Origin of the sequence: Denitrobaculum tricleocarpae (assembly GCF_007004665.1) — a bacterium.
GTDB lineage: Bacteria > Pseudomonadota > Alphaproteobacteria > Kiloniellales > Kiloniellaceae > Denitrobaculum > Denitrobaculum tricleocarpae.
The window spans coordinates 311,546-325,659 of record NZ_ML660055.1 but is presented as its reverse complement, the minus strand read 5'-3'; the positions used below and the strand labels follow the sequence as shown (position 1 = coordinate 325,659).

Annotated in this window: 16 protein-coding genes and 1 tRNA gene; 4 read left to right on the top strand and 13 right to left on the bottom strand. The window is 61.3% G+C overall.

Annotated elements, in window-relative coordinates; genetic code table 11:
* Positions 1 to 31 precede the first annotated feature (31 nt).
* The 8 genes from FKG95_RS13840 to FKG95_RS30340 all read right to left on the bottom strand — a co-directional run bounded on the left by FKG95_RS13840 (position 32) and on the right by FKG95_RS30340 (position 7,364).
* Positions 32 to 1,309 carry a M24 family metallopeptidase gene (locus FKG95_RS13840; protein WP_179954091.1) on the bottom strand — a complete coding sequence of 426 codons (1,278 nt, stop codon included), beginning with the start codon at positions 1,307 to 1,309 and terminating at the stop codon, positions 32 to 34.
* Positions 1,310 to 1,489: 180 nt separating this feature from the next.
* Positions 1,490 to 1,879, bottom strand: coding sequence for a gamma-butyrobetaine hydroxylase family protein (locus FKG95_RS13835; RefSeq protein WP_142896958.1), 390 nt, complete (start codon positions 1,877 to 1,879; stop codon positions 1,490 to 1,492).
* A gap of 45 nt (positions 1,880 to 1,924) precedes the next feature.
* On the bottom strand, positions 1,925 to 2,113 hold the full coding sequence (locus FKG95_RS13830; RefSeq protein WP_142896957.1) for a Trm112 family protein: 189 nt from the start codon (positions 2,111 to 2,113) through the stop codon (positions 1,925 to 1,927).
* A 133-nt stretch (positions 2,114 to 2,246) separates the two neighbouring features.
* Positions 2,247 to 2,987 (bottom strand): cytochrome b561 domain-containing protein, encoded by a 741-nt coding sequence (locus tag FKG95_RS13825; protein WP_142896956.1) that lies wholly within the window; start codon positions 2,985 to 2,987, stop codon positions 2,247 to 2,249.
* Positions 2,987 to 3,859 carry a carbohydrate ABC transporter permease gene (locus FKG95_RS13820; RefSeq protein ID WP_142896955.1) on the bottom strand — a complete coding sequence of 291 codons (873 nt, stop codon included), beginning with the start codon at positions 3,857 to 3,859 and terminating at the stop codon, positions 2,987 to 2,989. Before FKG95_RS13820 ends, FKG95_RS13825 begins: the two co-directional genes overlap by 1 nt.
* On the bottom strand, positions 3,856 to 4,806 hold the full coding sequence (locus tag FKG95_RS13815; RefSeq protein WP_142896954.1) for a carbohydrate ABC transporter permease: 951 nt from the start codon (positions 4,804 to 4,806) through the stop codon (positions 3,856 to 3,858). Before FKG95_RS13815 ends, FKG95_RS13820 begins: the two co-directional genes overlap by 4 nt.
* A 99-nt stretch (positions 4,807 to 4,905) precedes the next feature.
* Positions 4,906 to 6,234: an extracellular solute-binding protein gene (locus tag FKG95_RS13810; protein ID WP_142896953.1), complete on the bottom strand. Its 1,329-nt coding sequence runs from the start codon at positions 6,232 to 6,234 to the stop codon at positions 4,906 to 4,908.
* A gap of 47 nt (positions 6,235 to 6,281) precedes the next feature.
* Complete coding sequence (locus FKG95_RS30340) at positions 6,282 to 7,364, bottom strand: ABC transporter ATP-binding protein (protein WP_142896952.1); 1,083 nt, start codon at positions 7,362 to 7,364, stop codon at positions 6,282 to 6,284.
* A 159-nt stretch (positions 7,365 to 7,523) separates the two neighbouring features.
* Here FKG95_RS30340 and FKG95_RS13800 point away from each other — a divergent pair, with 159 nt between their 5' ends.
* Complete coding sequence (locus tag FKG95_RS13800) at positions 7,524 to 8,534, top strand: LacI family DNA-binding transcriptional regulator (RefSeq protein ID WP_142896951.1); 1,011 nt, start codon at positions 7,524 to 7,526, stop codon at positions 8,532 to 8,534.
* 29 nt (positions 8,535 to 8,563) lie between these two features.
* Here the strand turns inward: FKG95_RS13800 and FKG95_RS13795 are convergent, their stop codons facing one another.
* The 3 genes from FKG95_RS13795 to FKG95_RS13785 form a co-directional block, all read right to left on the bottom strand.
* Positions 8,564 to 9,259 (bottom strand): LON peptidase substrate-binding domain-containing protein, encoded by a 696-nt coding sequence (locus FKG95_RS13795; RefSeq protein WP_142896950.1) that lies wholly within the window; start codon positions 9,257 to 9,259, stop codon positions 8,564 to 8,566.
* A gap of 200 nt (positions 9,260 to 9,459) precedes the next feature.
* Positions 9,460 to 10,389: a thioredoxin gene (trxA, locus tag FKG95_RS13790; protein WP_142896949.1), complete on the bottom strand. Its 930-nt coding sequence runs from the start codon at positions 10,387 to 10,389 to the stop codon at positions 9,460 to 9,462.
* Positions 10,390 to 10,689: 300 nt separating this feature from the next.
* Positions 10,690 to 11,235: a prolyl-tRNA synthetase associated domain-containing protein gene (locus FKG95_RS13785; protein WP_142896948.1), complete on the bottom strand. Its 546-nt coding sequence runs from the start codon at positions 11,233 to 11,235 to the stop codon at positions 10,690 to 10,692.
* Between the two features lie 209 nt (positions 11,236 to 11,444).
* On the opposite strand from FKG95_RS13785, the gene FKG95_RS13780 reads away from it, so the two are divergent.
* Positions 11,445 to 11,519, top strand: a tRNA-Gly gene (locus FKG95_RS13780).
* 95 nt (positions 11,520 to 11,614) lie between these two features.
* On the opposite strand, the gene FKG95_RS13775 is transcribed toward FKG95_RS13780, so the two are convergent.
* Entirely contained in the window at positions 11,615 to 12,163 is a 549-nt protein-coding gene (locus tag FKG95_RS13775) for a helix-turn-helix domain-containing protein (protein WP_142896947.1), read from the bottom strand.
* A 110-nt stretch (positions 12,164 to 12,273) separates the two neighbouring features.
* Between FKG95_RS13775 and FKG95_RS13770 the strand changes: the two genes are divergently transcribed.
* Together FKG95_RS13770 and FKG95_RS13765 are read left to right on the top strand one after the other, a co-directional pair.
* Positions 12,274 to 12,999 (top strand): AzlC family ABC transporter permease, encoded by a 726-nt coding sequence (locus tag FKG95_RS13770; protein ID WP_142896946.1) that lies wholly within the window; start codon positions 12,274 to 12,276, stop codon positions 12,997 to 12,999.
* Positions 12,992 to 13,288 carry an AzlD family protein gene (locus tag FKG95_RS13765; RefSeq protein ID WP_142896945.1) on the top strand — a complete coding sequence of 99 codons (297 nt, stop codon included), beginning with the start codon at positions 12,992 to 12,994 and terminating at the stop codon, positions 13,286 to 13,288. The genes FKG95_RS13770 and FKG95_RS13765 overlap by 8 nt, the downstream gene beginning before the upstream one ends.
* Here FKG95_RS13765 and FKG95_RS13760 read toward each other — a convergent pair.
* Positions 13,285 to 14,097, bottom strand: coding sequence for a maleate cis-trans isomerase family protein (locus FKG95_RS13760; protein ID WP_142896944.1), 813 nt, complete (start codon positions 14,095 to 14,097; stop codon positions 13,285 to 13,287). The two genes, FKG95_RS13765 and FKG95_RS13760, sit on opposite strands and share 4 nt — an antisense overlap.
* Between the last annotated feature and the right edge of the window lie 17 nt (positions 14,098 to 14,114).

The following is a 14,114-nucleotide window of genomic DNA, read 5'->3' as shown; positions in this document are numbered from 1 at the left end:
GAAGCCTTTTAGATCCGGCAAAGAGTGCATGTCATATCTCCCGGTTCAGCAGTTTTTCCTCGAAGGGGAAGCTTGAGATCTCCTCGATGCCGGTCTCCGTGATCAGGACCTGTTGTTCCAGCTTCACGCCGATGCTGCCGCCTTCCTCGCCCATGTAGCTCTCCACGCAGACAGTCATGCCGGCTTCGAAATGGCCGTCGTATCCGCCGGTCTCGAAGTCTTCCAGGTAGACGCAGCTCGGGTATTCGTCGCAGAGGCCGACGCCGTGTACCACCACTGAGTAGCGGTTGGGCAGGCAGGAGGCGGGCATTTTCCAGGCGATCTCAGCCAGTTCCCGGAACGATAACCCAGGGCGCAACAGTTCCATGTTGGTCTTGATCTGCTCCAGCGCCAGGCGGTAGAGACGGCGTTGTTCATCGTTGGCCGGGCCGCAGATGAAGCTGCGCGAAATGTCGGAACAGTAGCCGAAGGGACCGACAAGGTCGGTATCGAAGGAGACCAGGTCACCCGACTGGATCACCGCGTCGCTGCTCTCCTGGAACCAGGGATTACAGCGTGTACCGCTGGCCAGCAGGCGGGTCTCGATCCATTCGCCGTCCATGGAGGCGTTGACTTCGTTCATGATGGCCCAGAGCTGATTTTCGGTCATCCCCGGTTTGAGCTCTTCGTACATTCGGGCCATGGCGGCTTCGGCGGTCGTAACCGAGGCCCGCATGCAGGCCAGTTCCTCCGCCGATTTGATACTGCGCGCCTGCTCCAGGACGCCCTGGGCGTCGAAAACCTCGATCCCGAGATCGGCGAGGGCCCGGTAGCCTTCCGGATTGCAGCTGTCGATCGCAAGCCGGCTGTTGCCGCCGCCGTGTGCCGTGACCAGATCCGCGATCTCGGCGGCCCAGGTCTTTGCGCGCTCCTGCTTTCTCGGACCCGCCGCGAAGTAGGACCAGGCGGTGGCCGGGCGGGTCTCGTCGATCAGGTCCAGGTGATCGGAGAGATGTTCGCAGTTATGAAAGTCGAAGAGGACCACCGGCCCTTCGGTCGCGATATAGGCGTAGCGCACCGCGTTGTGCAGGGTCCAGACCGCCATGTTGCGGCTATCGGTGGCGTAGCGGATGTTCAGGGGATCGAAGAGGACACAGCCGCTGTAATCGAGCCGGCGCAGTTGCGCGCGGACCCGCTCCAGGCGGTAGTGGCGGAGCTTGCCGAAATCCAGGGATGCGCGGGTGTGGTCGATGATCCGCCGGGCCTTCGCCTGCGTGTCGATCCAGGATGTCCGGGACGTCAGCAACCGCACCTCCAATTTCGCGACCAAGACCGGAGAGATCTCGGGTGAGAGCACCGGAGTTTGTCGCTTGTTTCAGAAGAGCAGTTTGCCGCAGACCGGATGCAGGGCTGTCCCGCCATCGTCCGGGGTTTGCCCAGGAGCGTCACTGGGGAGCTTCATGGGGGGAGCGTCACGGGGGGAGCAGCAGGGCGCCGATGTTTTTACCGATCAGGGATCGCGCGACAGGCCCTTCGTCTCAAGGGCATTGAGATACTCGGCCCAGATCTCTTCCTGGTTCTCACCCAGTTTGTAGAGATACTGCCAGGAGAAGATGCCGGTATCGTGCAGGTCGTCGAACTTGATCTTGACCGCGTAGTTGCCGACCGGCTCGATCCCCATGATGCCAACATGGCGGCGGCCCGGCAGAGTCTGCTTCTGCCCCGGACCGTGCCCCTGCACCTCTGCCGAGGGACTCTCGACACGCAGCAGCTCCGCCGAGTAGGAGAAGGCGGTTCCGTTGTCGAAGTCGATCTCCAGGCGTTTTTCCTCGGAGATATAGCGGATCTCGCTGGGCCAGTGCTTGGTTTCGAGCTCCTGAGCGGGCTGTTCTTCGATCATGAGACGGCGGGGCTTTCGCTGGTAAAAGAGAGAATTGAAGGTGTCTTAATCGTCGAGCGGGCGGGCCTCGTCGGCCAGCATGATGGGAATGCCGTCGCGAATGGGGTAGGCCAGCTGCGCCTGACGGCTGATCAGTTCCTGAGCATCGGCGTCGTATTCCAGCGGGCTCTTGGTTACCGGGCAAACCAGGATCTCCAGAAGCTTTCTATCCAGCTTGGCGGCGGACTCGGTCATTCTCTTCGCCTTATGTGATGGTGCGCGGAACTCTAAGTGACTTAACTGGCAATAGAAGATCCAGTTTCAAGTTCGGACTTTACGCGACAAAGCCCCGCGCCGCCAAGGCGGGAAAGTGGAAATTGGCGCAGGCTCAGACCCGTTCACTGTCCGACGAACCCAGGCGGCGGACACCCACGCCGATCGGACGCCGTTGATTGCCAGGATGCTCCTTGTCCGGGCCCCAGATCGCTTCGTAGGTATCGACGGCCATGCCGCGGCGCTGGAACGCGATAAAGGCGCTCAGCAAAAGGCCCCACCAGAGCAGAAGCGTGAGCCACATCCAGTTGGGCCCGTTGGCCTGATAGAGCCCTGTCAGGATCGCGGCGATAGAGAGCAGCACCGCGGCGTAGCCCGCGAATTTGTGGATGTATTCGAAGATCAGCCGGTGCCGGGTCATGTCATAGTGATCACCTGGCAGAATCTCGCCGCTTCCCGCCTCGTCGGGCCCGCCCTTGGAGCCGCGCAGGACACCGCTGCTGATTTGGACCAGGGCGAGGGAGAGGACGATCCAGCCGAACCAGGCGTGGGGTCCCGGCAGGATGACCTGGGGCGACAGTGTTGGTGGCGGCGCGGTCAGGATCAGCACCAGGGCGATGACCATCAGAACGCCGCCGCCATACTGGCAGATGCGGTGGATGTGCCACCAGGTGCGGTTATCCAGTTGCCGGGGCCAGCTCTGTCCTGGCCAGATCTTGAAAAAGCGGGCCGCCAGGATGCCGATCGGGACGCAACCGCCCCAGGCAAAGACCATCAGACGTGCGTGCCAGGAGAGCTGGGTGCCGACCTCATGGACCCGATCCGGATCGATCGGTGCGGCCAGCCACTCCCACATCAGCCTTTGACCGCCCCGGCGGTCATGCCCGTGATGATCTGGCGCGAAGCCACGAAGGTGAAGATGATCGGCGGGATCGCCAGCAGCATGCCCGTGGCCATGATGACGCCCCAGTCGATGTCGTATTCGGTCAGGGAGTTCACGATGGTGACCGGCACCGTGCGCGAGTTACGGTCCGCCAGCGCGTTGGCCAGCAGGAATTCGTTCCAGGCAATGCGGAAGGTGAAGATCGAAGCCGCGGCGAGACCCGGTTTGATGACGGGCAGCACCACCAGGAAGAAGACCTGGAACGGACCGGCGCCGTCGATCCGCGCGGCTTCCTCCAGCTGGATCGGCACCTGGACGATAAAGCTCTGCAGGATCCAGATCACGAAGGGCAGGTTCATGGCCACGTAGATCAGAATGATGCCCAGGCGGGTGCCGTCGATCTCGAACTGGAAAGTCCAGATGCCGAAGACCGGCACCAGCAGCACCGCCGGCGGCACCATGCGCATCATCAGGGTGGTCAGGGACACGGTATCACGTCCCATGAAACGGAAGCGCACCAGGGCGTAGGCCGCCATGCAGCCGATCACCAGGGTCAGCGCGGTCGAGACCAGGGCGATGATCAGGGAATTGATCAGCGCACGTCCGAAGGTCGGGTCGCAGTAGTCGACGCTCTCCGGCTCGTACCAGAGCATGTCGCAGAGCGCGGCTTCGTAGTTGTTCAGCGTCGGCACAAAGATCAGGCCGACCGTGTCCGACATGATGTCGACGTTCAGCTTGAAGGAGGTGATCAGCATCATCAGAATCGGCCCGATCGACATCACGATCAGCGCGACCAGCAGGGCGTAGAAGGCCGGGTTTTGCTTTTGGTAGGTCTTTGTGCTCATGACGCGGCTCCCTCGGCGGGGAATCTATCGGTGGGGGATCTCTCGGCTTGGGCGCGCAGGCGAAGGGCGCGGGTCTCGGCGACTTTGTTGTAGAGGAACATGCCGAGGGTCAGCACCAGCAACATGATGAGCAGGTAGTTCGACATGGCTGCTGCCACGCCGAGCTCTCGGAACTCCGAGGCGGTACGCGAAATCCTCAGACTGAGGATCTCCGTCGAAAGTCCGGGTCCACCGTTGGTCAGGACCAGAATGACTTCCAGCACCTTGAAGGCGTCGATCAGGCGCAGCAGGCAGGTGACGATCAGGACCGGCATCATGAGGGGCAGCTTGATGTACCAGATCTGCTGCCAGCCGGTGGCGCCGTCGATGCGCGCGGCCTCCAAGGCCGACTGGGGCAGGGACTGCAGGGCGGCGAGCGAAAGAATGAAGATGAAGGGGGTCCACTGCCAGACATCGGCGATGATCACCGAGGCAAAGGCCCAGTCCCCGTCCGAAAGCCAGGGCACCGGCTCGAGCCCCAGGTTCTTCAGGGTCCGGTTAAAGATGCCGACGGTCGGGTGATACATGTAACGCCACATGAGGCCGACCACGATGGGCGCGATCATCATGGGCAGGATGAAGAGGGTGCGCAGCAGGCTCATGCCGCGGATGTTGCGGTCCAGCAGCAGGGCCAGACCGACCCCGACGAACATCTCCAGCGAGACCACGATGGCGGCGAACTTCAGGGTGACGGCAAAGCTCTCGCGGAAGCTCTCGTCGCCCAGCAGGTTGATGTAGTTCCGCAGACCCACGAACTCGGCTTCGCCAATGCGCTGGCTGGGGTTCCAGTCCAGGAAGCTGGCGTAGATCATGTAGCCGATGGGGTAGAGCAGGGCGATCGCCAGGACAGCGGCCGCCGGCGCCAGAAAGAGATAGGGCGTCAGCCTGTTTACATTCGCGGTTTGCATGACGCGGTGTCCTGAGTGGGCGGAAAGTCGGCTTCGAGCTTCTGTTTCAAGGTAGCCGGGCCAGAGCAAAAGCCCTGGCCCGGCCTTAGCTTGGAAAGATCAGTTCCAGGTGTAGTAGCCGGCCTCGTCCATGATGGCGCGAGCGCGGTCCGCGACACCGTCAAGTGCCTCCTGCGGGTCCAGACCCTCGGTCAGGACCTTGGACATGGTCGTGCCGATGTCGGCGTTGATCTTGCCCCAGGTCGGGATGATCGGGCGCCAGTCCGGATCGGCATACTTCAGCGCTTCGCCGAAGGTGGCCGAGTAGGGGTACTTGGCGTTGAGTTCGGCATTCTGATAGGTGGAGAAGCGCGAGGGATTGCCGCCGGCCATGGCCACTTTCAGATCGCCCTCTTTCGAGGTCAGCCACTGCATCAGCAGGAAAGCGGCTTCCTTGTTCTGGGCGTTGCGGGGGATCGCAATGCCGAAGCCGCCGGTCTGCGAGCCACGGCGCACGCCTTCGGGATGCAGGGCGTAGCCGACCTTGCCGGCGACCTTACTCTTGGAAGGGTCTTCGAAGCCGGCGGCAAAGGCGATGGAATCCATGAACATGGCCGACTTGCCCTGGCTGAAGGAGGCCGCCGCTTCGGCGGGACCGAAGGTCTGCGACCCCTCAGGTCCACAGTCGACAATCGTTTTCAAGGCATTGGCCGCCGCGACACCGGCGTCATTGTTGATGATCGGGTTCCACTCGTCATCGAAGACGCGTCCGCCCAGGGGCGCCAGATGCAGCAGGAAGGCGTGGCTGGCCTGATGACCGGAGGCCGCGCGTGAGGCCATGCCGCCCATGCCGTCTTCAAGCTTGGGGATCCGGCAGGTGACCTCGAGCAGTTCGTCGTAGGTCTCCGGCGTCTTCAGGCCATGCTTTTCGAAGATGTCCTTGCGATAGGCCAGGACCGACGTTTCGGAGCCGAAAGGAATCCCGAAGAGGGATCCGGTTTTCCCCGGCAGATAACCCTTGGTGCCGCCGGCCACGCCGATGTTCTGCACGTAGCCGTCGATCAGGTCTTCCGCGTCGTAGCGGGGGTTGGCCAGTTTCGGGTTCATGAAGAAACGCGCGAGGTTCTCCAACTGGTCCGCGAAGACATAGTCGGCCTTGGAAAAGACCACGTAGGCGATGAGGTCGTAGTCGCCCTTGTTCTTGGTCAGCTCCAGGGTCTGGCGCTCGCGCATTTTCAGGTACTGCAGCTGGTCGACCTCGACCCGGATGCCGGTTTCCTTGGTGAATTCCGGCAGAACCTTCATCACCGCGTTGTAATGCGGGTGCGCGGGGAAGTTCACCACCAGCGTGGTGCCCGCGTAGTCTTCATAAGGATTGGCCCATGCCAGGCTGGCCGAAACGGCCAAGGCGGCAGCGGCGCCGGTTAACGGATTAAAGAGTGCTCGCATCGTCTTTACCTCCCTCGTTTTTCCTGTTTTTTGGTTTTTTTATCGCGTCAGACCCGAAGGCCCGACGCCTTATCGAAAATCATCATTTCTTTTGTGATCACGCCGAAAGTCTGGGCGGTGCCGGCCTTGATCGGACCGTCGCTCGGGGTTTCCACCAGCAGCTCCTGCGCCCCGCAGTGCGTGACCAGCACCGACTGCGCCCCCAGGTATTCCGAGACCACCACTTTCAATTCGATCGGCGCGCCTGCGGCCGGATCAACCAGAAGCGACGAGGGCCGGATGCCGAGCGTGACGTCCCGGGCTGCCGTGCCGGGCAGGCGCGCCGAGGTCTCGGCGTCGAGCGGCAGCTTGTAACCGTCGCCCTGTACCCAGACCTGGTCGGATTCCTGCAGCAGTTTGCCTTCGACAAAGTTCATGGTCGGGCTGCCGATAAAACCTGCGACGAACTGATTGACCGGGGTCTTGAAAAGCTCTTCAGGCGATCCCTGCTGCTGGATGATGCCCTCGTTCATCACCACGATCCGGTCGCCCAGGGTCATGGCCTCGACCTGATCGTGGGTCACGTAGACCATGTTCTTGTCGATAACGTCGCGCATCTCGGCCAGCTCCGTGCGCATCTTCGCCCGCAGCTTGGCATCCAGGTTCGAGAGCGGTTCGTCGAAAAGGAAAGTGCCGGCGTCGCGCACCAGCGCCCGGCCCATGGCGACGCGCTGGCGTTGGCCGCCCGAGAGTTCCGCCGGTTTGCGCTCCAGCAGATGTCCGATATTGAGCATATCGGCGACCCGCTGCACCTTTTCGGTGATCTCCGCCTTGGGGACCCGCGCCAGACGCAGGGCAAAGGACATGTTCTTGGCGATGTTCATATGCGGATAGAGCGCGTAGTCCTGGAACACCATCGCGATATCGCGTTCCTTGGGTTCCAGCCTGCTGATCGGCTTGTCGTCGAAAAAGATTTCGCCGCCGGACAGGGTCTCCAGCCCGGCGAGAATGCGCAGGGTTGTGGACTTGCCGCAGCCCGAGGGCCCGACCAGTACGGTGAACTCACCGTCTTCCAGGGTCAGATTGATCGGCGGCAGCACATTGACCGGTCCAAAGCTCTTTTCGACCTTATCGAATACGATCTTCGGCAAATTTTCCTCCCGTGGCGGCTCATTTAAGGCTGAGTCCACCTTTTTATGCGCTTCAGAGTGCACGTGAGCGCTGGTTTTAAGAAGACTCTGTTCATGTTAATAACGTTAGCGTTAACGTAATCTCCAATCCAAACCTTTGTTAAAAGGCGCAAAAACAAGATGCGGCGCAGCAGCGTTGGAATTCGGGAAGTGGCGGAAGCGGCGAAGGTCAGCATGATGACGGTCTCGCGCGCGATCCGGGGTGTGGAGGGGGTGTCCGAAAAAAAGCGGGCGGAGATCCTGCGCATCGCGAAAAAGCTGAACTACGTTCCCAACAGCAACGCCCGTTCGCTGGCTGTGGAGAACTCAAATCTCGTGGGCATTTCCCTCCCGACCTTTGCCAACGATGTTTTCGCCGAAATCCTGGCGGGCATGCGCGGCACCTTCGAAGGGGCGGGCTATGCCAGTGTCATCGACACGACCGAATACAGTCCTGAGAGCGAGCAGCGCTGGGTCGAGAGACTCCTCACCTGGCGCCCGGCGGCGGTCATCCTGACCGGGATCGATCACCTGCCGGACGTCGGCCAGAAACTAAGATCCGCAGGCATTCCCACGCTCGAGATCTGGGATGTCACTGCTGATCCCATCGACATCTGCGTCGGGATCGATCACGAGGCGGCCGGTTACGAACTCGGCCGATATGCGGTCACTCTAGGATACCAAAGCCCGGCCTATGTCGGGGCACCGATTGGCCGTGACCGGCGAGCCGATGCGCGCCTGCGCGGGATCAAGCGGGCCTTTGATGAGGGGCCGTGCTCACATCCCATCCGTGTTGCCGGGCGGCCGGAACGGCACGCCTTTGGGGCCGGAGCGGCCGGCATTGACGAGCTGCTGCAGGAGTCACGCCCGGACGTGGTGTTTTTTCTGAACGACCATATGGCCTTCGGCGGCATGATGGCTTGCGGCCGCCATGGCCTGCGCATTCCCCAGGACATCGGTGTCGTGGGCTTTAACGCACTGGATCTGACAACGGTGTTGCCGGTGCCCATCACCACTGCCAAAACACCCCGGCGCCAAATGGGTGTGGTCGGCGCCCGAAACCTGCTGGCCCGGATCCATGGGGTGGCTACGGAACGCACCACCACGCTGCCCATTACGCTGATCGCGGGCGAGACGACGCGGGGCGAATAGCGCGCCCGGGCGCTTCGCAAATGCGAAGTTCAGTGGGTCGAGAAACCGCTGCTGGATTTGTCGGCGCCCGGCTGGTGGATTGCCATCTCCATGATCTTGGTCATGGTTTCTGCGCGTTCCTGCAGGGTGCCGGCTTCCAGCAGCAACTGCTTTTCCGAGGCCGCGAAGGGGCAGATCATCGCCAGGGACGTTACCAGATGCTCGTCTTCGGTCTGGCCGATGGCTTCCCAGTCGCCCCGGATACCCTGAGATGAGAAGTAGCCGCGCACGGTCTCGAGCAGGTGGTCGCGGTCGATGTTCGCCGCGCCGGACGACAGATCGTTCCGGAACCGGGAGTAATCAGCCGTGACCCGCCGGAAACCCTTTTCCAGATCCAGTTCAGACGTGATCTCGAAGCGGATGACTCCTGCGAGCGTGAGCAGATAACGGCCGTCGTCGGTCTCGCTGAAGGCGTTGATGCGACCGGCGCACCCCACACCATAGAGTGTCGGCCGATCCGGCGGCGGGCATTGCAACGGAGTGTTGGAGCTGTCTTCCGCGCAGGGCTGAACCATCCCGATGATGCGATTGCTTTTCAGCGCCGAGTCGATCATCGCGAGATAGCGGGGCTCAAAGATATTCAATGGCAAATGCCCGCCGGGCAGCAAAAGGACCCCGGAGAGCGGGAAGACCGGGATCTCTGCGGGCAGATCGTCGAATATGGGATCGAAGGGAGAGCGGGTCATTCCGCCACCTTTGCGGCACGGCGTTCGCCCTCTTGTTCGAGACAGCCTGCAGCGCCACTTGGTTTAGCCCAGTGGACGGCGGCCGAACGCAGAAACTCTGACATCTTGTCGTTCATAGTGCGCCCTGAAGTCCTCTTCACATTCCTGCTTTTGAAAAGCCTTTGCCCCAAGCCCAAGCGTTTTTACGGAAACGTCCCGCGTTACGAAAAGAGGATCGAGGAGAGGCGGCTTCGCACATCCTGGGTCAGCGGGTCTGTCTGGCCCCAGGCGTCGAAAAGTTTAACCAGCTGCTTGCGCGCGGCCTGCTCGTCCCATTCCCGGTCACGGCGGACGATCTCCAGCAGCGCGTCGGCGGCGGCTTCGGATTTTCCGGCACCCTGAAGCGCCAGGGCCAGATCGAAGCGGCTCTGATGGTCGTTTTCGTTCTGCTCGACCTTGCGTGTCAGTTCGGTGATTTCGCCAGCGTCCATCGACTGCTCCGCGAGCTCGACGGCGGCGGCGGCCGATGCGATCTCCGGTGCTTTCGCGGTCTCAGGCGTGAGGGCATCGAGCAACTCGCGCGCGCCCTCGACATCATCTGCACCCAGACGGCAGCGGATCGAGCCGGCCAGCGCCCTGACATTGTCCGCTTCATGCTGCAGGATTTGGCCGAAGATGGCGGATGCGGGGCCGTGCTGACCTTCTTCCAGAGCGGCCTCAGCCTGCGCCAGAGCCTGTTCAATGGGGTTGTCACCCTGATTGCCGCCGGCTTCCTGCGCCAGACGCTCAACGAAGGCCTTGATCTGGCTTTCGGGCTGCGCGCCGACAAAACCGTCGACCGGCTGGCCCTGGAAAAAAGCATAGACCGCAGGGATGGACTGAACCCGCAGCTGCTGTGCGATCGCCTGGTTCTCGTCAACGTTGATTTTAACCATACGTACAGCACCGCGCGACGCACGTACGGCTTGCTCGAGCATGGGCCCTAACTGTTTGCAGGGACCGCACCAGGGTGCCCAGAAATCAACGATAACCGGAGTCTTCATCGAGGCTTCGATGACGTCCTTCGCGAAGGTTTCCTGTGATCCGTCCTTGATGGCATCGGCATCGGCTGTGCCGCCGTTCAGGCCGTCGGTCCCAATGATGGTTTCCATAGATTGCAATCCTGTTCTCGTTCAAGGTTCCCGGTGTTTCCTGTGCCCGGGAGCTGTTGTCCGCAGCCGATATAGAGTCCGATTACGATTCCGGAGCTATGTCGTTTCTTGAGAGAAGCAATAACCCCCTCAGTCTAGCGACCGCGCTCCACTGGAACCGAATATCACAGTCTCTGACTGCCATATTTCTGTGCAATCGCAATTTACATGGCGGCTACTGCGATGGAAAGCAAGCCGTTACAGCAAGCAATTCTGCGGCATCCGGCGAAGGCGCCGGGTCTTCTGCGACCATTGGCTGAGTTAGCTCTCCTGCGCCGCCGATTCGAGTGCATCGAGGTCGAGGAACGCAGGGGCGTGGTTCTGCGCTTCGAGGAACTTAATGAGATCCTGCGGCGCAATTGCGGTGGTCATGCGGTTGACCAGGGGATGGAAGTTAAGCGGGTCCGCCTCCAGCATTCCCTGGTCCAGAACGAAGGTCACGTTGCTGTCGCGGTCGTTGATGACCGCAAAGGGCGTGACGGCGCCGGGTTCTACCCCGAGATGCGTGCGCAGGCGGTCCGGTGAACCGAAGGAGACTCTTCCGGCGCCCAGGGCCGCGCCAAGCGCCTTGAGATCGATCTTGCGGTCTTCGAAGCAGGTCACGAGCCACATCTGGCCCTTTTTGTTACGCAGAAAAAGGTTTTTGCTGTGGCCTCCGGGCAGATCGTCCCGAACCGATTTCGCTTCTTCGACCGTAAAGACCGGGGCATGCTCGATCGTGCGGGTCTCGATACCCAGTTCCCTGAAGCAATCAAAGAGCTGCTCGGGTTTGGTGGGCAGTGCTGTTTCCTGTTCGCTTTCGGACATGGCGATCTTTCCGGTAAATCTTAGCAGACTTAGCCTGATAACGTCCGGAACGGCCCTCCCGCAAGCCTGAAGTGCAGGCTAAGTGCGGCGCACGACGCGGTGCCACTGAAGCCGCGCTCTGTGAGGGTTAAAGAAAAATCAAAAAATCAGAGAGGAGGGGCTTGCATTGCCCGCGGAAAGGCGGTATCTCCGCCGCCGAACATGAAGATGCGGGCGTAGCTCAGGGGTAGAGCATAACCTTGCCAAGGTTAGGGTCGTGAGTTCGAATCTCATCGCCCGCTCCATGTTTCCTTCTTTTCCCTCTAAAAGACAACGGCCACTGGCCGAAGACGGCGTCGTTCGGTTGCATTCCAGTGCCGGAGGCCCGCAGTGAGCCGTTTTACCGCGGACTTTCCATGACCAGCAAAAGCACAGCGTGATCCGAGAGCGACTGATAGCTGTGACTGATATCGGCGGGATAGCGAAAGTAATCGCCGGGCCCGAGGTCTTCGGTCGCGTCCAGCGGACCCAGTCTGACGCGGCCGCTGGAAACCAGAGCATGCTCGAGCGTTCCCTGCGGATGGGGCTCTGATTGCCGGACAGATCCTTTGCGCAGGTGCACACGATAGAGATCTCTCCGGCTGGCAGGCGGGCAATTGGCCAGAAGGGTCGCTGAGAATTCCGAAAGCTCTGATGAAAGGCTCAGGCCTTCTTGCGCCCGGATGAGGGTCAACTCGGGCTCAGCCGTCTCGAATAAAAAGCTGAAGGGAATGTCCAGGGCTGACGCGATCGACCAAAGCGTCTCGACACTGGGGTTTCCCTGGCCGGCCTCCAGTTGAGACAGAGTGGATTTCGCGAGGCCGGCCCTGGAAGCCAGAGCCGACAGGCTCAGGTCCGCCCGTTGACGTTCTTTCTGGATTGCTCTGGCGATCAAGGCACCCGGTGTCATGTCCACATCCTGTTGAGAGAGTTTGTTCTTTAAAACAAACATCGTTCGGTTTGACGAACGAACCTTCATGTGTTCATTATAAAGAACGTTGTTCGTTTGGATAGAGATTCATGTCTGTGGTCAATCGTTCGGCCGATATTCGCGATGGTGTAAAGGACGCTGCGCCGGTCCTGCTGGCCGTGGCCCCCTTCTCGGCAGTGTTCGGCGCGGTCGCAATCGAGCAGGGACTAAGCTTTCATGAGATGCTGCTGGCCTGTCTGACGATCTATGCGGTCGCCAGCCAATACGTCATGGTCGAACTCCTGGGTCAGAATGTTCCGGCCTGGTCTGTCGTGCTCTCGGTCTTCGCCATCAACTTCCGGCATGTCTTGTACTCGGCGGCCATTGGCCGGAGCATGGCGCGCTTTTCCGGCCCGCAGAGGGCGGCGGCCTTTTTCCTTCTGGTCGATCCGCAGTATGCGGCTTCGGAAGCGCGCGCTGCGCGCAGCGGGTTGCGCCCGGCCTACTACTTCGCCTATGCGGCCTGCGTCTATGTCACCTGGATTGCCACTGCCAGCCTCGGCGGCCTTTTTGGGTCGCTGATTGAGAATGTGGAACGCTACGGCGTTGATTTCATTCTGCCGATTTACTTCACCGGTCTCGTGGTCGGCTTTCATAAGCGTCCCAGCTTTCTGCCGGTCCTCGTGGTCAGCGCCGGCGTCTCCTTGATCGCATACTTCACCCTCGGAACACCCTGGCACATCACGCTGGGCGGACTTGCCGGTCTGCTGGTCGCTGCGGTTTTGGCGCGGCCGGAAAAAGAGGACCTGCCGGAGGGGGAGAAGCTCAATGCATGAGACAGTGCTGATCATCCTTGCCTGCGCCGCCGTCACTTATCTTACCCGTATCGGCGGTCATCTGGTCTTATCGAGGTTTGGTGAGATTCATTACCGGGCAAAGGCCGCCCTGGCATCCGTGCCGACCGCGGTTCTGACGGCGCTGGTCGCCCCTTACGTTTTCACCAACGGCAGTTCCGAGGCATTGGCTATCCTGGTGGCGGGCCTGATGGCGCTCAGGGCGTCTCTGATGATGAGTGTGGCTGCGGGTATGCTCGTTCTCGTGGCGCTGCGGGCTCTGCTGATTTAGCGGGTCATCGTGGTTTCAAACAGCCGCCCGCGCCCGGGAGGGCTGTCGGCGATACCGGCCAGCCGTAGCATGTGCCAGGCGAGGGCCAGATTGCTCGAGATTACGGCTTTGCCCAACTCGGCCTCGGCCTCCGCGATGACCGGCAGGACGCGCAGGTTCGTGCAGGAAACAAACACGGCATCGCAGTCTTCTCCGCGCCCGACCGAGAGAATGGCGTCGCGGATTGAAGCGGGCGTGATGCGGGCGACGACCTCCTCCTCGCTCTGATTAAAGGAGGCCATCTGCATAATGACGATGCCCTGCTGTTCGAGGTGGCGGCGCATGGCGTCCGTTACGTCCGGCAAATAGGGTGTGATAAAGCCGATCCTGACAGCCTCAAGGGCACGCAAGGCGGCTTTGACGGCGGTGAGGGGATTGGTGACCGCCGTGCCGCCGGCTCTTTTGCCGCCGTTTGCTTCGAGGCCCGCGCGGACCGCTTGCGCGACTTTTTCTTCGCCGATGATGGTCGTGCCCGACGTACAGCCGTAGCCCACCACGTCGAGTGCCGCAGCAGCAGGTAAAAGCCGGGAGGCGGCAGGCAGATTCGCTTCCATGCGCGCCAGGGTTTCAGGTGTCACCTCGCGATCGCTCGGGATGCGGCTGTGATAGAGGGCCACGCCCTCCAGGCCAAGCAAGTCGCGCAGTTCCGGCTCAATGGTCTGGTCGGTTTCCAGGACAATCAGGCCCAGTTTGGCGCGGTACCCGATCCCGGCATCGGTTTCGAACGTCAGCGGCAAGTCCGGCGCCGCTGCGGCTTCCAATGCTGTCATCTCCCGAAACTTTCCGC